Origin of the sequence: Leptothrix sp. (in: b-proteobacteria) (genome assembly GCF_965250675.1) — a bacterium.
In the GTDB taxonomy this organism is placed as follows: domain Bacteria; phylum Pseudomonadota; class Gammaproteobacteria; order Burkholderiales; family Burkholderiaceae_C; genus Sphaerotilus.
Map to the genome: position 1 here is coordinate 1 of NZ_CBDFPH010000008.1, position 22,188 is coordinate 22,188.

Annotated in this window: 23 protein-coding genes and 1 pseudogene; 15 read left to right on the forward strand and 9 right to left on the reverse strand. The window is 70.4% G+C overall.

Annotated elements, in window-relative coordinates; all coding sequences use genetic code 11:
- Positions 1-306 (forward strand): annotated as a pseudogene (locus tag AC5IG3_RS09145) (YHS domain-containing (seleno)protein); the annotation flags it as partial.
- Complete coding sequence (locus AC5IG3_RS09150; protein ID WP_491905985.1) at positions 306-1,205, forward strand: patatin-like phospholipase family protein; 900 nt, start codon at positions 306-308, stop codon at positions 1,203-1,205. The pseudogene AC5IG3_RS09145 and the gene AC5IG3_RS09150, both read left to right, overlap by 1 nt.
- Positions 1,206-1,209: 4 nt before the next feature.
- Here AC5IG3_RS09150 and AC5IG3_RS09155 read toward each other — a convergent pair whose 3' ends face one another.
- From AC5IG3_RS09155 to AC5IG3_RS09170, 4 genes are read right to left on the reverse strand one after another with little or no spacing between them, the layout of a single operon-like run.
- Complete coding sequence (locus tag AC5IG3_RS09155; protein ID WP_491905986.1) at positions 1,210-1,851, reverse strand: PqiC family protein; 642 nt, start codon at positions 1,849-1,851, stop codon at positions 1,210-1,212.
- Positions 1,852-1,871: 20 nt separating this feature from the next.
- Positions 1,872-2,885, reverse strand: coding sequence for an MlaD family protein (locus AC5IG3_RS09160; RefSeq protein WP_491905987.1), 1,014 nt, complete (start codon positions 2,883-2,885; stop codon positions 1,872-1,874).
- Complete coding sequence (locus AC5IG3_RS09165; protein WP_491905988.1) at positions 2,885-3,628, reverse strand: ABC transporter ATP-binding protein; 744 nt, start codon at positions 3,626-3,628, stop codon at positions 2,885-2,887. The genes AC5IG3_RS09160 and AC5IG3_RS09165 overlap by 1 nt, the downstream gene beginning before the upstream one ends.
- Positions 3,629-4,783, reverse strand: coding sequence for an ABC transporter permease (locus AC5IG3_RS09170; RefSeq protein ID WP_491905989.1), 1,155 nt, complete (start codon positions 4,781-4,783; stop codon positions 3,629-3,631).
- A 91-nt stretch (positions 4,784-4,874) separates the two neighbouring features.
- On the opposite strand from AC5IG3_RS09170, the gene arsS reads away from it, so the two are divergent.
- Positions 4,875-5,870 carry an arsenosugar biosynthesis radical SAM (seleno)protein ArsS gene (arsS, locus tag AC5IG3_RS09175; RefSeq protein ID WP_491905990.1) on the forward strand — a complete coding sequence of 332 codons (996 nt, stop codon included), beginning with the start codon at positions 4,875-4,877 and terminating at the stop codon, positions 5,868-5,870.
- Here arsS and AC5IG3_RS09180 read toward each other — a convergent pair.
- Genes AC5IG3_RS09180 through AC5IG3_RS09200 form a run of 5 tightly spaced genes read right to left on the reverse strand, consistent with a single transcriptional unit; the run spans position 5,853 to position 10,265 of the window.
- Complete coding sequence (locus AC5IG3_RS09180; RefSeq protein WP_491905991.1) at positions 5,853-6,698, reverse strand: phosphate ABC transporter ATP-binding protein; 846 nt, start codon at positions 6,696-6,698, stop codon at positions 5,853-5,855. The two genes, arsS and AC5IG3_RS09180, sit on opposite strands and share 18 nt — an antisense overlap.
- On the reverse strand, positions 6,695-7,528 hold the full coding sequence (gene pstA, locus AC5IG3_RS09185) for a phosphate ABC transporter permease PstA (protein ID WP_491905992.1): 834 nt from the start codon (positions 7,526-7,528) through the stop codon (positions 6,695-6,697). Before pstA ends, AC5IG3_RS09180 begins: the two co-directional genes overlap by 4 nt.
- Positions 7,521-8,384: a phosphate ABC transporter permease subunit PstC gene (gene pstC / locus AC5IG3_RS09190; protein ID WP_491905993.1), complete on the reverse strand. Its 864-nt coding sequence runs from the start codon at positions 8,382-8,384 to the stop codon at positions 7,521-7,523. Before pstC ends, pstA begins: the two co-directional genes overlap by 8 nt.
- A complete protein-coding gene (locus AC5IG3_RS09195) occupies positions 8,365-9,183 on the reverse strand; it encodes a phosphate ABC transporter substrate-binding protein (RefSeq protein ID WP_491905994.1) in 819 nt (272 codons plus the stop codon). Before AC5IG3_RS09195 ends, pstC begins: the two co-directional genes overlap by 20 nt.
- A 35-nt stretch (positions 9,184-9,218) precedes the next feature.
- Positions 9,219-10,265: a methyltransferase domain-containing protein gene (locus AC5IG3_RS09200; protein WP_491905995.1), complete on the reverse strand. Its 1,047-nt coding sequence runs from the start codon at positions 10,263-10,265 to the stop codon at positions 9,219-9,221.
- A gap of 268 nt (positions 10,266-10,533) precedes the next feature.
- Here AC5IG3_RS09200 and AC5IG3_RS09205 point away from each other — a divergent pair, with 268 nt between their 5' ends.
- From AC5IG3_RS09205 to AC5IG3_RS09260, 12 genes are all read left to right on the forward strand, one after another.
- Positions 10,534-12,738, forward strand: coding sequence for a dihydrolipoyl dehydrogenase family protein (locus AC5IG3_RS09205; protein WP_491905996.1), 2,205 nt, complete (start codon positions 10,534-10,536; stop codon positions 12,736-12,738).
- Positions 12,735-13,577 (forward strand): DUF547 domain-containing protein, encoded by an 843-nt coding sequence (locus tag AC5IG3_RS09210; RefSeq protein ID WP_491905997.1) that lies wholly within the window; start codon positions 12,735-12,737, stop codon positions 13,575-13,577. The genes AC5IG3_RS09205 and AC5IG3_RS09210 overlap by 4 nt, the downstream gene beginning before the upstream one ends.
- Positions 13,574-14,263 carry a TIGR04283 family arsenosugar biosynthesis glycosyltransferase gene (locus AC5IG3_RS09215; protein WP_491905998.1) on the forward strand — a complete coding sequence of 230 codons (690 nt, stop codon included), beginning with the start codon at positions 13,574-13,576 and terminating at the stop codon, positions 14,261-14,263. The genes AC5IG3_RS09210 and AC5IG3_RS09215 overlap by 4 nt, the downstream gene beginning before the upstream one ends.
- Positions 14,260-14,865, forward strand: a complete 606-nt coding sequence (locus AC5IG3_RS09220; RefSeq protein WP_491905999.1) for a TIGR04282 family arsenosugar biosynthesis glycosyltransferase — start codon at positions 14,260-14,262, stop codon at positions 14,863-14,865. The genes AC5IG3_RS09215 and AC5IG3_RS09220 overlap by 4 nt, the downstream gene beginning before the upstream one ends.
- Positions 14,862-15,953 carry an FAD-dependent oxidoreductase gene (locus AC5IG3_RS09225; protein WP_491906000.1) on the forward strand — a complete coding sequence of 364 codons (1,092 nt, stop codon included), beginning with the start codon at positions 14,862-14,864 and terminating at the stop codon, positions 15,951-15,953. The genes AC5IG3_RS09220 and AC5IG3_RS09225 overlap by 4 nt, the downstream gene beginning before the upstream one ends.
- A 22-nt stretch (positions 15,954-15,975) precedes the next feature.
- Positions 15,976-16,821, forward strand: a complete 846-nt coding sequence (locus tag AC5IG3_RS09230; RefSeq protein WP_491906001.1) for an MTAP family purine nucleoside phosphorylase — start codon at positions 15,976-15,978, stop codon at positions 16,819-16,821.
- Between the two features lie 3 nt (positions 16,822-16,824).
- The gene (locus tag AC5IG3_RS09235; RefSeq protein WP_491906002.1) at positions 16,825-17,571 is read left to right on the forward strand and encodes a DUF3047 domain-containing protein; all 747 of its coding nucleotides are present in this window, start codon (positions 16,825-16,827) and stop codon (positions 17,569-17,571) included.
- Between the two features lie 39 nt (positions 17,572-17,610).
- The gene (locus AC5IG3_RS09240) at positions 17,611-17,934 is read left to right on the forward strand and encodes a 2Fe-2S iron-sulfur cluster-binding protein (protein ID WP_491906003.1); all 324 of its coding nucleotides are present in this window, start codon (positions 17,611-17,613) and stop codon (positions 17,932-17,934) included.
- Positions 17,935-17,965: 31 nt separating this feature from the next.
- Positions 17,966-19,177: an NAD(P)/FAD-dependent oxidoreductase gene (locus AC5IG3_RS09245; protein WP_491906004.1), complete on the forward strand. Its 1,212-nt coding sequence runs from the start codon at positions 17,966-17,968 to the stop codon at positions 19,175-19,177.
- A 141-nt stretch (positions 19,178-19,318) separates the two neighbouring features.
- Entirely contained in the window at positions 19,319-20,242 is a 924-nt protein-coding gene (locus AC5IG3_RS09250; RefSeq protein ID WP_491906005.1) for a hypothetical protein, read from the forward strand.
- A 199-nt stretch (positions 20,243-20,441) separates the two neighbouring features.
- The gene (locus AC5IG3_RS09255) at positions 20,442-20,612 is read left to right on the forward strand and encodes a DUF2256 domain-containing protein (protein WP_491906006.1); all 171 of its coding nucleotides are present in this window, start codon (positions 20,442-20,444) and stop codon (positions 20,610-20,612) included.
- A complete protein-coding gene (locus AC5IG3_RS09260; protein WP_491906007.1) occupies positions 20,605-22,167 on the forward strand; it encodes a cryptochrome/photolyase family protein in 1,563 nt (520 codons plus the stop codon). Before AC5IG3_RS09255 ends, AC5IG3_RS09260 begins: the two co-directional genes overlap by 8 nt.
- Positions 22,168-22,188 lie beyond the last annotated feature (21 nt).

A 22,188-nucleotide genomic window follows, 5' to 3' on the forward strand; every position in this document is an offset into this window, starting at 1 on the left:
CAGTACGGCGGCTACTGCGCCAACGGCATCGTCTACGCCATTCCGTGGGGCGGCGACGCCGACACCTGGCGCATCGTCGACGGCAAGCTCTACATCTTTGGCGGCGCCAGCTCCAAGGCCGCGTTCGAGCTGAACGTGCCACGCAACATCCAGCTCGCCGACCACTACTGGGCTGAAGAAGTGGCCGGCCGCAACAGCTTCGTCCAGCGTGCCAAGCGCCTGACGTTCCGCGTGCCGCACTACAAGTCGGGCGAGGAACTGGCGCGCGACGTGGCTGCCGCCCAGCCCGGCAAACCCCGGTCCTGATGCCCCGGATCGCCCCGACCCGGCGCCGCCTGCTGCTGACCGCAGCCAGCGCCAGCGCCCTGACGCTGGCCACCGGCTGTGCGCTCAACCCGGACGGCGACCACGCCAGCATCGACGCGCCCGACAGCGGCGCGCTGGCCCGCCCGCCGCGCACCGCCTGGGTCTTCAGCTCGGGCGGGCCGCGCGGCTTCGTGCATGTGGGCGTGCTCAAGGCGCTCGACGAGATCGGCGTGGTGCCGGACCTGATCGTCGGTGCGTCAGCGGGCGCCTTCATCGGCGTACTGCGCGCCTCGGGCCTGAGCGGACGAGCCATCGAAGCCCTGGCGCTCGACCTGCAACCCTGGCAACTGGCCCGGCTGGCGGTGGGCAGCAACGAGCGCCTGAGCGGCGCAGGCCTGGCCAGCTACGTGCGCCGCTGCATCAACAACCCGCTGCTGGAACACCAGCCGATTGCCGCCGTCTGCGTCGCCCAGCGCCTGAGCGACGGCCAGCCGGTCGGCTTCAGCCGGGGCGATGCCGGCGTGGCGGTGCAGGCAGCGGCCGCGATCGAAGGCCGCTTCACACCGGTGCGCATCCGCGGCCAGCGCTATATGGACGCCGATCTGTCGGCACCGCTGCCGGTGCGCATCGCCCGCGCGCTGGGCGCCCAGCGGGTGCTGGCGGTAGACGCCTCGGCCCATGAAGACCGCGCGCCCGCCGAGGCGCTGCGCTTCCGCGAGGGCGACGCCCGCAAGCGCGCGCTGACGCGTCCGGACGCCGAAGCCGCCGACGTGCTGCTGCACCCCGACTTCGGCTACTGGGTCAACCTGAGCCGCGAGTTCCGCGAGCGCGCCATCGACGCCGGCTACCGCGCCACGCTGGCCGCTGCACCGCGCCTGCGCGCGCTGCACGGCGCCTGAAAAATCAAGGCGCTACGGGCGCCACCGGACGCTCGGCCAGGCGCTCGGCCAGCCGCCACAGCGCCAGCCGGTGCGCGGCCACCAGCGCATCGGGCGAGGGGCTGGCGGCCGGCGCGGTGATCAGCGCCGATTGCGCCACGGGCGCGGCCCCACCCGCCGCCTCCACCCAGGTCCAGCGCGCCTGCAGCGTCACGCCGCTGCGGTCGGGCGTGACGTCAAAGGCCAGCAACTCCACCCGCAGCTGCCGTGCGATGCGCACGCCGGCGGGCACGGGCGCGGCCCACACATTCGCCTCACCCCACAGCGTGGCCAGGTCCTGGCGCAGCAGGCGCGGCACGCTGTCGCGCAACGGCTCGGCCCAGCGCTGGCCGGCCAGCGGCTGCAGGCCGGTGGCGCCGCTGGGCACGAGCAGCGCATCGCGGTCGAGGTAATCCGGCAGGCGCACCGGGCTCATCAGCTGCACGGCGCCAGCAGCTGGGACGATGGCGGCGGGCACAGCCACCGGCACCGCACTCGGCAAGCGGTAGAACTGCAGCGGCGGCGCCGGGCTGGCGCAGGCAGCAAGGCCGCTGATCAGCCCGAGCACGACCGTGCGGCGTACGGGCCGGCCCAGGCGTTGAAGGCGGCGAAGAATCGATGAATGCATGGCGGAGCCGTCCACAAGGTTCAGGGCGCCGCCGTGCGGCCACGGAGCAGCGCGTCGGGCTGCTGTTGCAGCAAATCGGCCAGTTCGCGCACGGCGCGGGCGGCGCGGGCGACATCGGCCAGCGTGCGTTCGGTGTTCTGCATCACGGCGGAATCGGTGCCGGCGCTGTCGCGCAGCGCGGTGGCGGTGCGGGTCAGCTCGTCGGCGGCCTGCTGCAGGCGGGTCAGCAGCGGCGAGCCGGGTGTGAGCAGCGCGTCCGCCCGGCCTGCTGCGGCACCGGCCTGGCTGGCCGCATCGCCCACGCGCTCGGCGGCCTGGCCGGCCTGGGCGAGGGTGCGCTGGGCGCCGTCGGCCAGCGGGCGAGCACGCTGGTCGAGCGTGGCGCTGATGCGGCGCAGCGCGGCGGCGGTCTGGGCCAGGTCGTCGAGCGAGCTGCGCAGCTCGGGGCTGGCCACGAAGCTGCGGGTGGACGCCGCAATCGCCGACACGTCCTGCGCCAGCCGGCCCACGTCGATGCCTTCGAGCTGCGTCTGCAACGTCTGCAGCCGGGTGGCGGCGGTGGGAATCTCGACCGGCGCGCCCGCCCGTGCGGTGTGCTGCGTCACCGCCGCGCCCGGGCGGATGTCCAGGTCGACGTACAGCAGGCCCGTCAGCAGGCTCTGCGTGGCGAGCTGGCCGCTCAGGCCCTGCCGGACCAGCGCCAGCAGCACGGGCGCGGCAGAGTTATCGGGCAGCGGGCCGTGCAGGTTGTGCAGCAACTCGCGGTCCAGCTCGACCGTGACCGGAATCTCGAAGCGCTGCGTCTGCGGGTCATTGACCAGCCCGATCGCCACCACGCTGCCGAGCCGCACGCCGCGAAACACCACCGGCGCGCCGATCTGCAGGCCGTAGATCGAGCCGCTGAAGTGCAGCACCGCGCGGTCGGACTGCGCAAACACGCGGCCGCCGAAGACGCTGGCAATCGCGGCAAACAGGATCGCCAGGCCGGCCAGCGTGAACAGGCCGATGCGCAGGGCGTTGGGGCGGGCCGTCATCAGCGGCGGCCCTGTTGCAGGAACTCGCGCACCCGGGGCGGCCCCTGCGTCAGCAGGACTTGCGGCGCATCGAGCGCGGTCATGGTTTTCTCCAGTTCATCGAGGAAGAGCAGACGGTCGGCGACCGCAAAGACGCTGGCGATCTCGTGCGTGACCATCACCACCGTGGTGCCGAGATGATCGCGCAGCTGGAGGATCAGCTCGTCGAGCCGCGCCGAGTTGACCGGGTCCAGCCCCGCGCTGGGCTCATCGAGAAACAGCAGCGCCGGGTCGAGCGCCAGCGAGCGGGCGATGGCCGCGCGCTTGCGCATGCCGCCCGAGAGCGCGGCGGGCGCCAGGTCGAACGCGCCATCGAGCCCGACCAGCGCGAGCTTGAAGCGCGCCTGCTGTTCGCGCGCGGCGGCGCTCAGGCCGGTGTAGAGCCGCATCGGCAGCATGAGGTTTTCGCCCACCGTCATCGAACTCCACAGCGCGCCGGCCTGGAACATGACGCCGAAGCGGCGGCGCAGCGCGGCCAGCGTGGCCTCGTCGCCGTCATACAGGTCGTGGCCTTCCAGCCGCACGCAGCCGGCCGCCGGGCGCTGCAGGCCGATCAGGTGGCGCAGCAGCGTGCTCTTGCCGCAGCCGCTGGCGCCGGCGATGACGAAGACCTCGCCGGGCTGGACCTCGAACGCCAGGTCGCGCTGCACGATGTGGCCGTCGTTGCGCAGCGCCAGCGCCTCGGCCGAAATAAGTGCCGCCATCTAGAAGCCCAGGCTCTGCAGCACGACCGTGGTGCCGCAGGCGGCCATGACGATCCACACCAGCGCCTTGACCACCGCCGCGGTGGTGGCCGCGCCGACGGCCTGGGCGTCCCGCCCGGCGTGCAGGCCCTCGCGGCAGCCGGCCAGCGCCACCAGCGCAAGGTAGAGCGTGCCCTTGAACAGGCCGATCCACAGGTGCGTCCAGGTCAGCGCCTCCAGGCATTTGTTGAGGTACTCGGCCGACGTCAGCCCGTAGGCCGCCACCGCCGCCGGCAGTCCGGCGAGCGTGCCGACCACCATGCCGAAGGCAATCAGGAAGGGCGCCACCAGCATCAGCGCCAGCAGGCGCGGCAGCACCAGGTAGCCGATCGGGTCGACGCCGAGCGCGCGCAGCGCGTCGATCTCCTCACCTGCCTGCATGCTGCCCAGCTGCGCGGCAAACGACGCGCCAAGCCGGCCGGCCAGGATCACGCCGGTCATCAGCCCGGCCAGTTCACGCACCATGCCGACCGTGACCACGTCGGGAATGAAGTTGGACGCGCCGATGCGCCAGAGCTGCGCACCGCCCATGTAGGCCAGCATCAGCCCGACCAGAAAGCAGGTCAGCGAGACGATGGGAATGCTCAGCGGCCCGGCGCGGTCGATCTCGCGCCACAGGTCGGCCGCCTGCAGGTCGCTGCGCCCACGCAGCAGCCGGCCCAGCGCGATCAGCACCTCGCCCAGAAACGTCACGGTGATCAGCGCCTGCGCGCTGGTGTGGCTCAGCCACTGACCCAGCCCGGCCACGCCGGTGAAGTCCAGGCGCCGGGCCGGCGTACTGATGGGCCCGGCTGACAGCGCCAGCGCCAGCACGCTGCGCACGCCGTCGGGCAGGCCGTCCAGCGCCACCGGCACGCCGCGCGCATGCCAGGGCGCCAGTTGCTCGTACAGCGCCGCTGCCAGGCCGCCGTCCCAGGCGGTCAAGCCACTGGCGTCGATGCCGATGGCCGCAGGCGTCGCCGTCGCAGCCGGCCCCGGCCGCAAATCGGCGCAGGCCGCACCGCGCCAATCGCCCGACAGGCGCAGCGTGCAGCGACTGGCATCGAGGTGCCATTCGCTCTGCCGGTCAGGCGGCCGGCCGTGCTGCCCGTTGCGGGTCGACGTGAGGGGAGTCATGGGCAAATTGTCGACGACCTTGTAAGAACCGGGCTTCCGCCCACGACCTAGACTCCACGACAACCCCAACAGCGTCCCCGGACGAAGCGCGATGCACAACACCCTTCCCCTGCTGCAGGCCACCGATTTCCCCGCGCTGCGCCGCGACCGGCTCGACACGCTGCAGGTCAACCTGGGCTATCTCTGCAACCAGAGCTGTCTGCACTGCCACGTCAACGCCGGCCCGAACCGCACCGAGATGATGGACGCCGACAACGTCGACCTGGTGCTGCAGGTGCTGGCCGCGCGCAAGGTGCAGACGCTGGACCTGACCGGCGGCGCGCCCGAGCTCAACGGGCATTTCCGCCGGCTGGTGAGCGCGGCACGCGCCCTGGGCGTGAAGGTGATCGACCGCTGCAACCTGACCATCCTGTCCGAGCCGGGCCAGGAAGACCTGGCCGCCTTCCTGGCGCGCGAGGGCGTCGAGGTGGTGGCCTCGCTGCCTTGCTACTCGGTCAAGAACGTCGACCAGCAGCGCGGCGAGGGCGTGTTCGACCGCAGCATCGCCGGCCTGCAGGCGCTCAACGCGCTGGGCTACGGCCAGCCCGGCAGCGGCCTGACGCTCAACCTGGTCTACAACCCGCAAGGCGCCGTGCTGCCGCCGCCGCAGGCCGCGCTGCAGGCCGACTACCAGCGCGAGCTGGGCGCGCACTTCGGCATCCGCTTCAACCACCTGTTCGCGCTGACCAACATGCCGATCCAGCGCTTCGGCAGCACGCTGGTCAGCAAGGGCACGTTCGCCAGCTACATGCAGCTGCTCAAGTCGGCCTACCAGCCTCAGAACCTTGGCACCGTGATGTGCAACAGCCAGTTGAGCGTCGACTGGCAGGGCGACCTCTACGACTGCGACTTCAACCAGATGCTCGGCCTGCCCGCACGCCTGAACGGCAGGACGCGCCCGCACCTGCGCGACCTGCTGCTGCACGCGCCCGAAGGCCAGGCCATCCGCATCGCCGACCACTGCTACGGCTGCACCGCCGGCCAGGGCAGCAGCTGCGGCGGCGCGCTGGAGGCGGCCGTACCGGCCGCCTCAACCCTGGGTGCCTGACACATATGCAGCGGTCAGCGCATCCACCGGTGCGTTGAAGAGTTGCTGGCACTGGCCGAATTCGACCAGCTGGCCCACGCGTTCCTTCATCCAGAAGAAGGCCGCGTAGTTGGCGATGCGGCGGGCCTGCGCCAGGTTGTGCGTGACGATCACCACCGTGTAGCGCCCGCGCAGCCGCAGGATCAGCTGCTCGACCACCGCCGACGAGAGCGGGTCGAGCGCGCTGCACGGCTCGTCCATCAGCAGCACGCTGGGCTCCAGCACCAGGGCACGTGCAATGCACAGCCGCTGCTGCTGGCCGCCCGAGAGCGACAGCGCCGGCGCGTCGAGCCGGTCATGCACCTCGTCCCACAGGCCGACGTCACGCAGCGCGGCCTCGATCTTCTCGGCCAGCGCGGTGCGGCTGCGCACGCCGTGCTCGCGCAGCGGCAACTCCAGGTTGCGCCGGATCGAGAGGGGAAACGGGTTCGGCTTCTGGAAGATCATGCCGATGCGGCGGCGCAGCGCCATCACGTCGACCTCGGGCGTCAGCACGTCCTGCGACTCGAAGCGAATGCGCCCCGCGACGCGGCTGCCGGGAATGAGGTCCGTCATGCGGTTCAAGGCCGACAGGAAGCTGGTCTTGCCGCAGCCCGAAGGGCCGATCAGCGCGGTGATGCAGCCGCGGTACAGGGTCAGCGACACCTCATCGAGCACGGTGTGGTCGCCGTAGGCGACCTTGAGCTGGTCGATCTGCAGGTGCGCCACCGGCACGCAACACGGTGCACCGGGCTCCATGCGGCCCAGGGTGAAGGCCCCATCAGGCATCGGGCGGGGCGTGGAATTCATGCGGCGGTCACCCTTCGTGCAAGCCAGCGGTCGGACAGGAACAGCGCCACGGTGTTGGCACCCATGACCAGGCCGATCAGCACCACGGCCGAGGCGTAGGCCGAGGCGTCGCCGCCCGTCACGTTCATCGACAGATCAAAAATATGCACCGCCAGCGCCCGGCCCGAGTCGGTCAGCGCGCCCGGCATGCGGTCGACGTAGCCGCTGGTGAAGACCAGCGCGGCGGTCTCGGCCGATGCCCGGCCGATGCCCAGCACCAGCCCGGCGGCGATGGCGGGTGCAGCCGTCGGCAGCAGCACGGCCCACAGGATCGACGCACGCGACATGCCCAGCGCCGCTGCCCCGCGCCGCCAGTCGTCGGGCACGGCCGCGAGGCCGGCCTCGGTGGTGCGGATCAGGATCGGCAGCACCATGCACGCCAGCGTCAGGCCGCCCGACAGGATCGAGAAGCCCAGCCCCAGCACGACGCTGAAGAAAGCGTTGCCGAACAGGCCGAACACGATCGACGGCACCCCCGCCAGCACGTCCAGGCTGAGCCGCACCGCACGACCCAGGCGCCCGCCGGCGCGCGTGTATTCAGCCAGCCAGACGGCAGCCGCCACACCCAGCGGCACGGCGCAGGCCAGCGCCACCGCCAGGATCAGCACGGTCGACACCAGTACCGACGCAATGCCGCCGCGGCGGCCCGAATGCGTCGGCTCCGTGACCAGGAACGACCAGGACAGCCGCTCGTAGCCGTGCCACAGCAGGTCGCCCAGCACGGCGGCGAAGACGGCCAGCACCAGCGCAGCAGCAGCCCAGACCGCCACGGTCAGCGCGCGGTCAAGCATGGTGGCCCGCACGATGGCGCGGGTCCAGGTGCGCGGCCCACCACGCCAGGAGCAGCACCAGCCCGGTCAGCAGCAGGCCGGAGGCAAACAGCCCGGCGCGGTGCGGGCCGGTGGCGTAGGCCATCTCCAGGGCGATGTTGGCGGTCAGCACCCGCACCGGATCGAACAGGCTGGTGGGCGTCTGCACCACGTTGCCGGCCACCATCAGCACCGCCATGGTCTCGCCCAGCGCGCGGGCCGCCGCCAGCAGTACGCCGCTGACGATGCCCGCCCGCGCGGCGGGCAAAGCCACACCCAGCACGATGCCCTTGCGCGACAGGCCCAGCGCCGCAGCGCCGCGCAGCCAGGCCACCGGCACGGCGGCCAGGGCCGAGGCGCTGGTCAGGGCCACCGTCGGCAGGATCATCAGCGCCAGGATCAGGCCGGCCGCCAGCAGGCTGGTGCCGGGAGGCTGCCAGCGGCCGATCAGCGGCACCAGCACCGTCAGCCCCCACAGGCCGAACACCACCGACGGAATGCCTGCCAGCAGCGACACCACGCCCCGGTACAGCCGCGCCAGCGGCGGCGGGGCGTAGAACTGGATGAACAGCGCGCCCGCCACGCCCAGCGGCGCCGCCACGGCCACGGCCAGCAGGCTGGCCGCCAGCGTGGCCCACAGCATGGGCGCGATGCCGAAGCGGCCTTCGAGCGGAAACCAGCCGGTGTCGAGCCCGAATTTCAGCCAGCCACCCTGAGCCAGCACCGGCCAGGCCTCGCGGCCCAGAAAACCGATCACCCCCAGCAGCACCAGCCCGCTCACGCCCGCCAGGACCGCCAGCAGCGGCGCCAGCGCGGCATCAACGCGCCAGCGGGACAAAGAACTGCTCCTGCACCAGGTCATGCACCGCCGGCGAACGCGCCAGGTCGATCAAGCGCTTGGCCGCGCCCTGCGGCGCACCCCGGGTGACGAGGTTGAGCGGCCGCGACAGCGGGAACTTGCCCGCCTGCACGTTGGCCACCGTGGCCGCCACGCCGTTGAAGGGCAGCAGCTTGATGGGGGTCTTGTTGTCGACCTCGAACTCGGCCGCGCCGACCGACACGTACCCGATCGCGCCGGGATTGCCCGCCACGGTCTTGATGCCCTGCTGGTTGTCGCCGATCACCACCTGGGCCTTGATCTGGCTGTTCTTCAGGCCGAAGTAGCCGCTGAACAGTTCCAGCGTCGAGCGGCCTTCGGCCTTGTTGACCACCGTGATCGGCCGGTCTGCGCCGCCGACCTGGCGCCAGTGGGTGATCTGGCCAGTGAAGATGGCCTTGACCTGCGCGTCGGTCAACGTGGGCACCGGGTTGCTGGCGTGCACGATCAGGCCGACGCCGTCATGGGCAATGGTGTGGGCCATCAGATCGCCCTCCTCGGGCTTGAGCGCGCGGGACACCAGGCCAATCTGCGCCACACCCGAGCGGGCATCCGCCACGCCGCGCCCGGAGCCACCCGACTGCACGTCGACCCGTGTGCCGGGATTGAGCTTCTCGAAGCGCTTGCCCAACTCCAGCGCCAGCGGCGCGATGGTGCTGGAGCCCGTCAGCGTCAGGCGCTCCTGCGCCGACACGCCGCCGGCCGTCAGCGCCCATGCGGTGAGCGTCACGGCCACGGCGCTTGCGAAAGACGTTTTCATGAGGTCACCCATGCCAGAACGCGTCAGCATCGGCATCAGCAGCAGGCCGGCGCGCTGCTGCCCGCTGCCGTGTCCGCAAACGGCATCGCGCCGCCGCAGCCCTCGAACAGGCCGTAGTGGCGGCTGAAGTCGCCGATGAAGTCGAAGTGCGGCGCAAAGCGCGTGCCGTGCAGCATGTGCCAGGTGTTGCCGCAGACCGGGAAGACCTTGCCGGTCTCGATGTCGTGGCCGGGGTCGAGCACGAAGCGCGCGGCGTGCTCGGGCACCGTGCCCTTGTAGATCACGGCCTGGCCGTAGTCCTCGCAGGCGGTTTCCAGCTCGGCCAGCTTGAAGAGCCGGTAGGTGGCCGAGTAGAAGCGCAGCGCGCCGGTGCGCGCAGCCAGTGCCGGGTCGGTGATCGCCAGCGGGCGGTCCTCGGTCAGGCGCGGGTCGGCAAAGCCGTGCGTGTGGGCCAGGCGGATGAAGTCGCCCCAGTAGAGCGCGCCGCCCAGGCACTCGCCGTACAGCACCGGGTCGTTGCGCACGGCGGCCGGCACGCGGCGGTCGGCGTAGACGTCCGAAAAATAGAACTCGCCGCCCGGTTTCAGCAGCGCCTGCACGCCGCGCAGCACGGCGTCCTTGTCGGGCGAGAGGTTGACCACGCAGTTGGAGACGATCACGTCGAAGCTGCCCGGCGCCAGCCCCAGCTCATCGAGCCGCTCGATGTAGCCGTGCAGGAAGCGGGTGTTGCTGTAGCCGAAGACCTCGGCGTGATGGGCCTGGTGGCGCAGGGCGACGTCGAGCTGCTCTTCGGTCATGTCGACGCCGACGACCTCGCCGGTCGGGCCGACCAGCTGCGCCAGCGCGTAGACATCGCGCCCCGAGCCGCAGCCCAGGTCCAGCACGCGGCAGCCCTCCAGCAGCGGCGGGCAGACCAGCCCGCAGCCGTAGTAGCGCGACAGCACCTCGGGGTGAATGCGCGCCAGCAGCGGCTTGAGCCACGACGGCACGGCGCTGATGTCGCAGCAGGCGGTGGTCTTCAGGTCGGCGGTGCTCTGCAACTGCTGGCCGTAATAGTCCTGGACGAGATCGTGGGTCGACATGATGGGTAGCGCTCGGAAGCGGAAAAAGCGAATGGATCGGAAGATGAGTCGAGGCGGCGCGGCCGTTCTTACACCCGTCCCCAGGACAGGTTTCAAGCGACCCGCAGGTTAACGGGCTTCGCATTCCCAGGGCCTGCGCGGCGGGAAGGTGTGGGGGCATCGGCCGCCAAATTTCCAGCCCTCTGCAACCGCGTTGTAATCACGGGCTTGCTGGCACGACTGAAGCAGACATCAGCCAAGGCTGAAACCGAACCCACCTGGACTTTTCATGCAAAACAAGAATCTGCCGGGCGCTGCGCCGACCCGGCGCGGTGTCTGGATCATCGTGGCGGCCGTGGCTGTGGTGGCCGTGCTGCTCTACCGCCACTACAACCTCGGCCAGCTGCTGACGCTCGACACCCTCAAGGCCAGCCGCGACCAGTTGGCCGCGCTCTACCAGTCGCAGCCGCTGCTGACGCTGGGCAGCTTCTTCGCCCTCTACGTGACCGCCACCGCGCTGTCGTTTCCGGGCGCGGCGATCCTGACGCTGGCGGCAGGCGCCATGTTCGGGCTGGGCGTCGGGCTGGTGCTGGTGTCGTTTGCCTCCAGCCTGGGCGCGCTGCTGGCGTTCCTGACCGCGCGTTATCTGCTGCGTGACCTGGTGCAGGCCCGGTTCGGCAAGCAGCTCGCCCCCCTCAACGAGGGCATGAAGAAAGACGGCACCGCCTATCTGCTGACGCTGCGGCTGGTGCCGGTGTTCCCCTTCTTCCTGGTCAACCTGCTGGCCGGCCTGACGCCGATCTCGGCCGCGCGCTACTACGTGGTCAGCCAGATCGGCATGCTGGCCGGCACCGCCGTGTTCGTGAACGCCGGCACCCAGCTCGCCAGCATCAACAGCTTGCGCGACGTGCTGTCGCCCGCGCTGCTGGGCAGCTTCGTGCTGCTGGGCGTGTTTCCTGTCATCGCCAAGGCCCTGGTCAACGCGCTGCAGGCGCGCAAGGTCTACGCCCGCTGGGCGCACGCCAAGCCCAAGTCCTTCGACCGCAACCTGGTCGTGATCGGCGCGGGCGCGGGCGGGCTGGTCAGCAGCTACATCGCCGCTGCGGTCAAGGCGAAAGTCACGCTGGTCGAGGGCCACAAGATGGGCGGCGACTGCCTGAACTACGGCTGCGTGCCCAGCAAGGCGCTGATCCGCTCGGCCAAGGTCGTCAAACAGATCCGCAAGGCCGAGCAGTTCGGCGTGGTCAGCGCCACCGGGCAGGCTGACTTTGCCGCCGTGATGGCGCGCATCCACCGCGTCATTGCCGAGATCGCGCCGCACGACTCGATCGAGCGCTACACGAATCTGGGCGTGGACGTGGTCACCGGCCACGCCCGCATCACCTCGCCGTGGACGGTCGAGATCGCCCGCGAAGATGGCACCCAGCAGACGCTCACCACCAGGAACATCGTCATCGCCACCGGCGCCCGCCCCTTCGTGCCGCCGATCCCGGGACTGGCCAAGGTGGGTTACCTGACGTCGGACACGGTCTGGAACCTGACCGAACTGCCCAAGCGGTTGGTCGTGCTGGGCGGCGGGCCGATCGGCTGCGAGCTGGCGCAGAGCTTTGCGCGGCTGGGCGCGCAGGTCACGCAGGTGGAAATGGCGCCGCGCGTGATGGTGCGGGAGGACGAGGAGGTGTCCGCGCTGGTGGCCGAATCGCTGCGCGCCGACGGCGTGACACTGCTGACCGGCCACCAGGCCGTCCGCTGCGAAACCATTGATGTCGATGGCGTGACCGAAAAGCGCCTCATCGCCCGCCACAACGGCACCGACATCACCCTGCCCTTCGACGCCTTGCTCTGCGCCGTTGGCCGCGCGCCGCGCACGGAAGGCTTCGGGCTGGAGGAACTCGGTATCCCGCTCACCGCCCGTAAAACCGTCGAAGTCGACCCCTGGCTGCGCACCAACTACCCGAACATCTACGCCGTGGGCGACGTCGCCGGCCCCTACCAGTTCACCCACACCGCCGCGCACATGGCCTGGTATGCAGCGGTCAACGCGCTGTTCGGCCGCTTCAAGCGCTTCAAGGTCGACTACTCGGTGATCCCCTGGGGTACCTTCACCGACCCCGAGGTGGCACGCGTGGGCCTGAGCGAGTCCGAAGCCCAGGCGCAGAACATCGCCTACGAGGTGACGCGCTACGGCATCGACGACCTGGACCGCGCCATTGCCGACGGCACCGCCCACGGCTTCGTCAAGGTGCTCACGGTGCCGGGCAAGGACAAGATCCTGGGCGTCACCATCGTCGGCGAGCACGCCGCCGACCTGCTGGCCGAGTACGTGCTGGCCATGAAGCACGGGCTGGGGCTCAACAAGATCCTCGGCACCATCCACACCTACCCGACCCTGGCCGAGGCCAACAAATACGCCGCCGGCGAGTGGAAGCGCGCGCACGCGCCGCAGAAGCTGCTGGCCTGGGTCGCCAAATTCCACGCCTGGGAGCGCGCATGAACACCCATTTGATCGACCGTCGCCAACTGCTGGCCGGCCTGGCCGCCTTCAGCATCGCCCCGCTGGCCGGCCCGGCGCTGGCGCAAGCCGCCTTCGACCACAGCCACGCGGCCTGGACGGCGCTGCTGAAAAAGCACGTCGTCGTGCTGCAGGGCGGCCGCGCCAGCCAGGTGCGCTACGCCGGCATGGCGCAGGACCGCGCGGCGCTCAAGGGCTATCTGGGCGCCCTGTCGGCCGTGTCGGAGGACGCCTTCAAGGCCTTCAGCAAGCCGCAGCAGATGGCGTTTCTGATCAACGCCTACAACGCCTTCACGGTCGAACTGATCCTGACCAAATACCCCAGGCTGGAGTCGATCAAGGACCTGGGCAGCATTTTCAAGAGCCCCTGGAAGCAGAAGTTCGTGCCGCTGCTGGGTGACACGCTGATGCTCGACACCATCGAACACGAGATGCTGCGCGCCAAAGGCCGCTACGACGACCCGCGCGTGCACTTCGCCGTCAACTGCGCTTCCATCGGCTGCCCGGCGCTGCGCGAAGAGGCCTTCACGCCCGACCGGCTGGACGCCCAGCTCGACGAGCAGGCGCTGCGCTTCATGTCCGACCGCAGCCGCAACCGCTACAACGCGCCGAGCGGCAAGCTGGAGGTGTCCAAGATCTTCGACTGGTTCGGCGTCGACTTCCGCAGTGGCTACAAGGGCGTGGCCTCGCTGGAGGCCTTCTGCGCCCGCTATGCAGACCAGTTAGCCGATGCCCCGGCCGACCGCGAACGCATCAAGGCCGGCAAGGTCGCGATCGACTTCCTCGATTACGACTGGAAGCTCAACGACGCCGGCCGATGAATCCAGCGCCGCCACTCCGCCTGTCCATCGTGATGCCGGTGCTGAACGAGGCCGCCGGCATCGTCGCCACGCTGCAGGCGCTGGCGCCGCTGCGCGCCTCGGGCCACACGGTCATCGTCGCCGATGGCGGCAGCCGCGACGGCACGCCCGCGCTGGCCGCGCCGCTGGCCGATGCGGTCATCGCCGCGCCCCGCGGCCGCGCGCGGCAGATGAATGCCGGAGCGGCCGTGGCCATGGGCGACGTGCTGCTGTTCCTGCACGCCGACACGGTGCTGCCGGCGGGCGCGGTGGACGCCGTGCAGGCCGCCATCACCACCGGTGCCAACTGGGGCCGCTTCGACGTATGCATTGCCGGCCGCTCGGCCATGTTTCCGCTCATCGCCGCGCTGATGAACGCCCGCTCGCGCCGGACCGGCATCGCCACCGGCGACCAGGCGATCTTTGTGCGGCGCGAGGTGTTCGAGCGCCTGCGCGGTTATGCCGACCTGCCGCTGATGGAAGACATCGAATTGAGCCGCCGCCTGCGCGCCATCGCCCGCCCCGCCTGCCTGCGCCTGAAGGTCAACACCTCCGGCCGGCGCTGGGAACAGCACGGTGTCTGGCGAACGATTTTCCTGATGTGGCGGCTGCGGCTGCGCTACTGGCTGGGCGCGTCAGCGCAGGAACTGGCACGGAGTTATCGATGAGCAGGGTGATCGTGATGGCCAAGGCGCCAGTGGCAGGTTATGCCAAGACGCGGCTGATGCCGGCGCTGGGCGCAGCAGGCGCCGCCGCGCTGGCCACGCGCTTGCTGCACCACGCGGTCGCGCAAGCGCGGGCAGCGTTGCCGGGCCAGGTGGAGCTGTGCGTGGCGCCCGATCTGAGCCATGCGGCGTGGGACACCTACCGTGACGCACCCGACATGATGCTCAGCCTGCAAGGCGAAGGCGATCTGGGCGCGCGCATGGGTCGGGCACTGGATCGTGCACTGAGCCTGTCATCGTTCGCACTGATGATCGGCACGGACGCCCCTTTACTGGATGAGGCGATGCTGCAACAGGCCGCCGCCGCGCTGGACACACATGACGCGGTGTTCGTGCCCGCGCACGATGGCGGCTACGCGCTGATCGGCCTGCGCCGGCCCGCGCCACAGCTGTTCACCGACATGCCGTGGAGCACTGCCGTCGTGATGGCACTGACGCGCGAACGGCTGCACGCCAGCGGCCTGCGCCACGCGGAATTGCCTGCCGTGCATGACATCGACGAACCCACCGACCTGATCCACCTGCCCGAGGACTGGCGCGCATGAAAAAACTGCTGCTGATCGGCGGCGGCCATGCGCACGCGCAGGTGCTCAAGGACTGGATCACCACACCCGTGCCGGGCGTGGCGCTGACGCTGGTGTCGCCCACCGCGCTGGCGCCGTACTCGGGCATGGTGCCAGGCTGGCTGGCGGGGGACTACCGTTTTGATGAAATCTGCATCGACATGGCCGCGCTGTGCGCGGCTGCCGGCGGGCGCTTCATCACGGGCGAGGTCACACGCCTGGAGGCCGATGCGCGCTGTGTGCAACTGGCGGACGGGCAGACGCTGGATTACGACCTGCTGTCGCTGAACATCGGCTCGACGCTGATTCCGCCGCAGCTGCCAGGCCGGCAGGTGCTGTCGCTGCGCCCGCTGGGCGAGTTGCGCGCCGGCTGGGACGCCACGCTGCAGGCGCTGCAAGACTGGCCGGTGGCTCAGCCCCTGCGCCTGACGGCCGTGGGCGGCGGTGCGGCGGGGGTCGAGTCGCTGCTGGCGGTACGGGCGCGGCTGCTGAAAACCCATCCTGCCCTCAGGCTGCAGGCCCGGCTGGTGACGCGTGGCGTGCAGTTGCTGCCGGGCCTGGCAGCGGGCGCGGCGCGGCAGCTGAACGCAGTGCTGGCAGCGGCGGATGTGCGGGTCGAGACCCAGGCGCCTTACAGCGACGCACTGGGCCAGGCCAGCGACCTGCTGCTGTGGGCCACCGGCGCGCAGGCGCACGGCTGGCCGGGCGCAGGCGGGCTGGCGGTGGATGCAGCCGGTTTCGTGCGGGTCGATGCGCAGCTGCGCTCCAGGTCGCACCCCGCCGTCTATGCGGTGGGCGACTGCGCCGCCTGGGTGCAGCCGCTGCCCAAGGCCGGCGTGTTTGCGGTGCGCATGGGGCCGGTGCTGTCGCGCAATCTGCGGGCCGCGTGCGGCGAAGGTCTGGTGCAGACTCACGTGCCACAGCGGCGCCATCTGGCGCTGCTGGCCACCGCCGATGGGCGCGCCATCGCCTCCTGGGGCCGCTGGTCGGGGCCGGGCCGCTGGGCCGGGCGGGCGCTGTGGCGCTGGAAGGACCGCATCGACCGGGCTTTCATCGCCCGATTCCGTTGAGATTTTTTTGAAGGAACACCACATGTTGGCAATCATGGGCGGCACCGGCATCTACGAGCTGCCAGGCATGGCGATCGACGCCGAACTGGACGATGACACCCCTTTCGGCAGCCCGTCGGGCCGCGTGCTGCGCGGGCGCATCGGCCACACGCCGCTGCTGTTTCTGGCGCGGCACGGCAGCGGCCACCGGCTGCTGCCACACGAGGTCAATTACCGCGCCAACCTCTACGCGCTCAAGCGCGCCGGCGCCACCATGGTGCTGGGCTTCTCGGCGGTGGGCAGCCTGGACGAGCGCATCGAGCCCGGCCACCTCGCCATGCCGGGTCAGTATTTCGACTGGACCCGCGGCCTGCGCCGCCACACCTTCTTTGGCGAGGGCGTGGCAGGGCATGTCTCGACCGCTTATCCGGTCAGCCAGGCGATGGTCGACTGGGTGCACGGCAGCGCCGTGCAGCTCGGCCTGCCACTGCACCGCGACCTGACCTACGCCTGCGTCGAAGGCCCGCGCCTGGGCACGCGTGCCGAGAGCTTTTTCCTGCGCAACGCCGGCTGCCATCTGGTCGGCATGACCAATGTGCCCGAGGTCTTTCTGGCGCGCGAGGCACAGATGGGCTACGCCACCATCGGCCTGGTGACCGACTACGACTGCTGGATGGACGATGCCGCCCACCACGTCTCGGTGGCCACGGTGTTCGAGCGCTACGGCCAGACGCTGGCCAAGGCCAGCGCCCTGCTGGCGCAGCTGATGAGCCAGCCGCTGCCCGAGATCGAAGCCGGCACACGCCAGGCGCTGGCGACGGCGCTGATCTCGCAGCCCGGGAGCCTGAGCGCCGCGCAGCAGGAGTGGCTGGCGGTGTTGCAGCGCTGAGCCATGAGGACGCGCAAATCCTGGTCGCGGATGCTGCTGGCGGCGGCGGTGGCGGTCGGGTCGACCCCGCTGGCGGCGGCCGATGCCGAGCCGGTCTGGGTCGGCCGCTTTGCCGACGGCCTGGACGGCTGGCGCGAAGTGCAGCTCAGTGCCAAGGTGCCGCGCAACCGCTTTCGTGTCCGCGACTGGGACGGCGTGGCGGCGCTGGAGGTGACTTCGCAGCGCGGCATGTCGCTCTACGCGCGGCCGGTCACGGTCGACATCACGGCCACGCCGGTGCTGTGCTGGCGCTGGCGCATCGACGCGCCGCTGGTCAGCGCCGACTTGATGACGCGCGCCGGTGACGACTACGCCGCCCGCGTCTACGTCAGCCTGGGCATTCCGCCCGACCAGCAAGGCTTCGGCCTGCGCGCGCAACTCAAGCTGGCGCGCGCCATCTGGGGGCCGGACGTGCCCGACGCCGCGCTCAACTACGTCTGGGACAACCGCCAGCCGGTCGGCACCGTGCGGCCCAACGCCTACACCGACCGCGCCATGATGATCGTGCAGCGCAGCGGCAGCGCTGACGCCGGCGGCTGGGTCCGGGAGCGGCGCGACGTGGGCCAGGACGTGCAGGCGCTGTTCGGCCGCGCCGCCACCGTGGTCCAGGTGGCCGTGACCGCAGATACCGACAATACCGGCGAAGCCGCCCACGCGGGCTTTGCCGACCTGCACTTCGTGGCGCGGCAAGCCACCTGCGCCAGCCGCTAGTTTCATCCCCCCTGACAACCTCCTCACGCGCACATCACCATGCCTGACATCACCTTCATTCATCCCGACGGCAGCGAACAGGGCTTCGAAGCGCCCGAAGGCATCAGCCTGATGCAGGCGGCCACGAGCTACGGCGTCGCGGGCATCGAGGCCGACTGCGGCGGCGCCGCCATCTGCGCCACCTGCCACGTCTACGTCGACGAGGCCTGGGCCGACCGCCTGCCCGCGCCGGACGCCGGCGAGCTGGAAACGCTCGACTGCACCTCCAGCGAGCGCCTGCCCAACAGCCGGCTGTCGTGCCAGATCAAGCTGACGGCGGCCCTGCAGGGGCTGGTCGTGCGCCTGCCCGAGAGCCAGCGCTGAGCCGCCTGCATTCCCCTATCCGGAGACAACCATGAGCGATTCCATCGTCATCATCGGCGGCGGCCATGCCGCTGCGCAGTTGTGCGCCAGCCTGGTCGCCGAAGGCCAGGGCGCACGCGTGCACCTGGTCTGCGAAGAGGCCGAGCTGCCCTACCAGCGCCCACCGCTGTCCAAGGCCTATCTCAAGAACCCGCAGGAAGCGCTGCAAAGCCACCGCGCCGAGGCCTGGTACACCGATGCCGGCATCACGCTGCACCGTGCCGATGCGGCCACCGCCATCGACCCCGCCGCGCGCACCGTGACGCTGCACTCCGGCGCCGTGCTGCCTTACGCCCATCTGGTGCTCGCCACCGGCACGCGCGCCCGGCAGCTGCCATCGATCCCCGCCAGCCTGAGCAACGTCGCCAGCCTGCGCACCGCCGCCGACGCCGAGCGCCTGCGCGAATTGTTCAACGCCACGCAGCGCATCACCGTGCTGGGCGGCGGCTTCATCGGCCTGGAGATCGCCGCCACCGCCCGCGCGCTCGGCAAGGACGTCACGGTGCTGGAATCGGCCCCGCGCCTGCTGGGCCGCGCCGTGTCGCCGGAGCTGTCCGAGCACGTGCTGCAGACGCACCGCGCCAACGGCATCGACGTGCGCCTGGGCGTGGCGGTGGGTGACTTCGTGATCGAGGGCGACCGCCTGGCCGCGCTCAGCGTCGACGGTCAGCGCCACGAGGTCGAGCTGCTGATCCTCGGCATCGGTGCGGTCCCTGAGGAAACGCTGGCGCGCGCCGCCGGCCTCGACTGCGCCAACGGCGTGGTGGTCGATGCGCACATGCGCACGTCCGACCCGGCCATCCTGGCGGTGGGCGACTGCACCAGCTTCCCCGAACACGGCAGCGCGCGCCGCCTGCGGCTCGAATCGGTGCAGAACGCCAACGACCAGTCGCGCACCGCCGTCGCCACGCTGATGGGCCGCGACGAGCCCTACCGCGCGCTGCCCTGGTTCTGGTCCGAGCAGGGCAGCCTGCGCCTGCAGATGGCCGGCCTGATGCCCGCCGACGGCGTACGCCACCGCCGCCCCGGCGCCAACGACCACAGCTTCTCGCTGCTGCACTACGTCGGCGACCGGCTGGTGTGCGTCGAAAGCGTCAACGCGCCGGTCGACCACATGATGTCGCGCAAGATCCTCGACGCCGGCAAGAACCCGGCCCCCGAGGTGGCGTGCGACCCGGCGGTGGCGCTGAAGACGCTGGTCTGACCGCGTGTGAATTTGGCGCCTCAAATACAAAAGGCGACGGCGGGCTAAAGCGCTGTGGCAGTGGTGCCGATAGCACCTCCTGACAGGGTGCCTCTGGCGCCCAGCGCACCGTTTGAACCGCCCGCTCGCCAGGAGTATTTGATGGAAAAGTCCACCCGCAGTCCAGCACTGCGTCGCACCGCTGCCCTCTTCACCGTGATGGCGGCGGCATCGCTGGCGGCCTGCGGCGGCGGAGGTGGGAGTGCCAGCACAGCCCTTGCAACGGCCACCCCGGTCTCTGAGCCGGTCCCGACGCCCGCCGCAACGGGAGACTGGATCACCGCCGACCAGGAGGGCGCGCAACGCCTGGTGAGCGCCACCAACACCCATGTCAACGCGGTCGAGCAGGCCGAGGTGACCAGCAGTGCCCCCGTTGGCGCCCTGAGCAGCAACTCGCCCACAGGCGTGACGACCTCCAGCTCGACCGAGTGCGCGTCGTATGCGGGCTCGGCCGGCAGCGGATCTGGAAACATCACGCACAGCATGACTTACGACGAGGCCACCGCCAGGGCCTCGTCCTCACGCGTCACGTACAACAACTGCAGCTGGAGCTTCAGCGGCTACACCTTCAGCTACAACGGCACGCTGGACTACAGCTACAGCTATGTGTCGAACACCCAGTACTCGATCACGTCCACCTACAACCTGACGTACGCCACGACCGGCCTCTACGACAGCTCGGGCACGCTCACCAACAGCTCGACCTGCACTTTCAGCGGGGCCACCAGCAGCTGCTACTACAACGTCGGGACAGCGGCCGTCAGCGACATCACCGTGGCCAAGACGGGCACCACCACGACCATCGCCAAGGCCATCGTCAAGACCCAGGGTGAGGCCACCACCAACAACCTGACGATCTCCTACACCGACTGGGTCTATGACTCGGCCTCCGGCCGGGCCACTGCAGGCACCGTGGCCGCCACCGACACCGGCGGCAACAGCGCCACGGTCGCGGTGACCTCGACCGGCTACCGCGTCACCATCGTCTACGGCGGCGTGACCAGCGTGTACGACCTCCCGGCCTGAGAGAGAAAAAGAGAGCGGGCCGACTGCCCTGCGATCTGCACACAGGCGCCTCAAGGCGCAATGCCTTGCTCTCGCGCTGATGGCCGGGCGCTGAAGCAAAGCGCCGTGCACTGCGGGCGCGCGCAATAGCCCGCCGCCCCCTCGCCGACGCGAAATCGGCGATGCTCGCGGCCATGAAAATTTCCGCAAAGCCCGGCGCATGAAGCCGGCGGCATCGTCCTTCAAGGGCAACAAATCCAGCCTGCCGAGCAAGCCCTGCGTGGCCTGCGGGCGCGAGATGACGTGGCGAAAGAGCTGGGCCAGGAACTGGGACGAGGTCAAGTACTGCTCGGACGCCTGCCGAAAAGGGAAGGTGCCCGCCCGTGGCTGAACTCAGGACACTGGTGATCGTGCTGGGCGACCAGCTCGACCTGGAGGCCTCGGCCTTCGACGGCTTCGATCCCGCGCAGGACGCGGTATGGATGGCCGAGGTGGCGGAGGAGTCGACCCACATCACCTCCGCCAAGCAGCGCACCGCCGTGTTCCTGGCGGCGATGCGGCACTTTGCCGAGGCGCTGCGCGAGGCAGGCCGGCCGTTGCACTACACGCGGCTCGACCGTCCTTTGAATGAAGGCGGCAACCGCGGCACGCTGGCGGCCGAGCTGACCGACGCCATCGCCCGCCTCCAGCCCCGGCAACTGGTGATGACCGCGCCGGGCGACTGGCGGGTCTGGCAGGCGATGAAGGACGTCGCGCAGGCCGCTGACCTGCCGCTGGACGTGCGCGACGACCGGCACTTCTACACCACGGTGCGCGACTTCCGCGCACACGCCGAGGGCCGCAAGCAGCTGCGGCTGGAGTACTTCTACCGCGAGCTGCGCCAGCGCTTCAAGGTGCTGCTGGACGACGGCAAGCCGGCCGGCGGGGCGTGGAACTTCGACGCCGACAACCGCGAATCCTTCGGGCGTGACGGCCCCGGCGCACTGCCGCCACCCACGCGCTTTGCGCCAGACGCCATCACGCAGGAGGTCCTCGCGCTGGTCAACGCCCGCTTCGCCGACCATCCCGGCACGCTCGACACCTTCGGCTGGCCGGTGACGCGGGCGCAGGCGTTGCAGGCCCTGGCTGACTTCATCGAACACCGGCTGGCCAACTTCGGCCCCTACGAGGACGCGCTGTGGCCGGGCGAGCCGTGGCTGTACCACTCGCAGCTGTCGGTGGTGATGAACCTGAAGCTGCTGAACCCGCGCGAATGCGTCGAGGCGGCCGAGGCGGCCTACCGCGCCGGCCGGGCGCCGCTGGCGAGCGTCGAGGGCTTCATCCGCCAGATCCTCGGCTGGCGCGAGTACGTGCGCGGCATCTACTGGACGCAGATGCCCGGCTACCTCGACCGCAACGCGCTGGACGCGCACGAGCCGCTGCCGGCCTTCTACTGGACCGGCCAGACCGACATGGCCTGCCTGCGCGACGCCATCAGCCAGACGCTGACGCACGGCTACGCCCACCACATCCAGCGGCTGATGGTCACCGGGCTGTACGCGCTGCTGCTGGGCGTGGACCCGAAGGCGGTGCACGGCTGGTACCTGGGCGTGTACGTCGATGCGGTCGAGTGGGTCGAGCTGCCCAACACCCTGGGCATGAGCCAGTTTGGCGATGGCGGGTTGATGGCATCGAAGCCCTACATCGCCAGCGGCAAGTACATCGACCGCATGAGCCCGCACTGCAAAGGCTGCCGCTACGACCCGGCGCAGCGCGAGGGCGCCTCGGCCTGCCCGTACACCACGCTGTACTGGGACTTCCTGATGCGCCACGAGGCGATGCTGGCCAAGAACCCGCGCACGGTGATGCAGGTGAAGAACCTGGCGCGCCTGACCGACGCACAGAAGCAGGCGATCACCGACCGCGCGGGCGAGATCCGGCGCGGTGAGGTGGGGCGCCTTGCATGAGCCAGTGTGCGAATTTCTGCA

Excerpts from the sequence above, each read along its gene's own strand:
- AC5IG3_RS09150 (WP_491905985.1), top strand. The coding sequence starts at position 306 with ATGCCCCGGATCGCCCCGACCCGGCGCCGCCTGCTGCTGACCGCAGCC.
- AC5IG3_RS09215 (WP_491905998.1), top strand. The coding sequence starts at position 13,574 with ATGAATCCAGCGCCGCCACTCCGCCTGTCCATCGTGATGCCGGTGCTG.
- AC5IG3_RS09255 (WP_491906006.1), top strand. The coding sequence starts at position 20,442 with ATGAAGCCGGCGGCATCGTCCTTCAAGGGCAACAAATCCAGCCTGCCG.
- AC5IG3_RS09205 (WP_491905996.1), top strand. The coding sequence starts at position 10,534 with ATGCAAAACAAGAATCTGCCGGGCGCTGCGCCGACCCGGCGCGGTGTC.
- AC5IG3_RS09165 (WP_491905988.1), bottom strand. The coding sequence starts at position 3,628 with ATGGCGGCACTTATTTCGGCCGAGGCGCTGGCGCTGCGCAACGACGGC.
- AC5IG3_RS09195 (WP_491905994.1), bottom strand. The coding sequence starts at position 9,183 with ATGAAAACGTCTTTCGCAAGCGCCGTGGCCGTGACGCTCACCGCATGG.
- AC5IG3_RS09180 (WP_491905991.1), bottom strand. The coding sequence starts at position 6,698 with ATGAATTCCACGCCCCGCCCGATGCCTGATGGGGCCTTCACCCTGGGC.
- pstA (WP_491905992.1), bottom strand. The coding sequence starts at position 7,528 with ATGCTTGACCGCGCGCTGACCGTGGCGGTCTGGGCTGCTGCTGCGCTG.
- AC5IG3_RS09250 (WP_491906005.1), top strand. The coding sequence starts at position 19,319 with ATGGAAAAGTCCACCCGCAGTCCAGCACTGCGTCGCACCGCTGCCCTC.
- arsS (WP_491905990.1), top strand. The coding sequence starts at position 4,875 with ATGCACAACACCCTTCCCCTGCTGCAGGCCACCGATTTCCCCGCGCTG.
- AC5IG3_RS09160 (WP_491905987.1), bottom strand. The coding sequence starts at position 2,885 with ATGACGGCCCGCCCCAACGCCCTGCGCATCGGCCTGTTCACGCTGGCC.
- AC5IG3_RS09240 (WP_491906003.1), top strand. The coding sequence starts at position 17,611 with ATGCCTGACATCACCTTCATTCATCCCGACGGCAGCGAACAGGGCTTC.
- AC5IG3_RS09225 (WP_491906000.1), top strand. The coding sequence starts at position 14,862 with ATGAAAAAACTGCTGCTGATCGGCGGCGGCCATGCGCACGCGCAGGTG.
- AC5IG3_RS09155 (WP_491905986.1), bottom strand. The coding sequence starts at position 1,851 with ATGCATTCATCGATTCTTCGCCGCCTTCAACGCCTGGGCCGGCCCGTA.
- AC5IG3_RS09170 (WP_491905989.1), bottom strand. The coding sequence starts at position 4,783 with ATGACTCCCCTCACGTCGACCCGCAACGGGCAGCACGGCCGGCCGCCT.
- AC5IG3_RS09220 (WP_491905999.1), top strand. The coding sequence starts at position 14,260 with ATGAGCAGGGTGATCGTGATGGCCAAGGCGCCAGTGGCAGGTTATGCC.
- AC5IG3_RS09245 (WP_491906004.1), top strand. The coding sequence starts at position 17,966 with ATGAGCGATTCCATCGTCATCATCGGCGGCGGCCATGCCGCTGCGCAG.
- AC5IG3_RS09235 (WP_491906002.1), top strand. The coding sequence starts at position 16,825 with ATGAGGACGCGCAAATCCTGGTCGCGGATGCTGCTGGCGGCGGCGGTG.
- AC5IG3_RS09210 (WP_491905997.1), top strand. The coding sequence starts at position 12,735 with ATGAACACCCATTTGATCGACCGTCGCCAACTGCTGGCCGGCCTGGCC.
- AC5IG3_RS09200 (WP_491905995.1), bottom strand. The coding sequence starts at position 10,265 with ATGTCGACCCACGATCTCGTCCAGGACTATTACGGCCAGCAGTTGCAG.
- AC5IG3_RS09230 (WP_491906001.1), top strand. The coding sequence starts at position 15,976 with ATGTTGGCAATCATGGGCGGCACCGGCATCTACGAGCTGCCAGGCATG.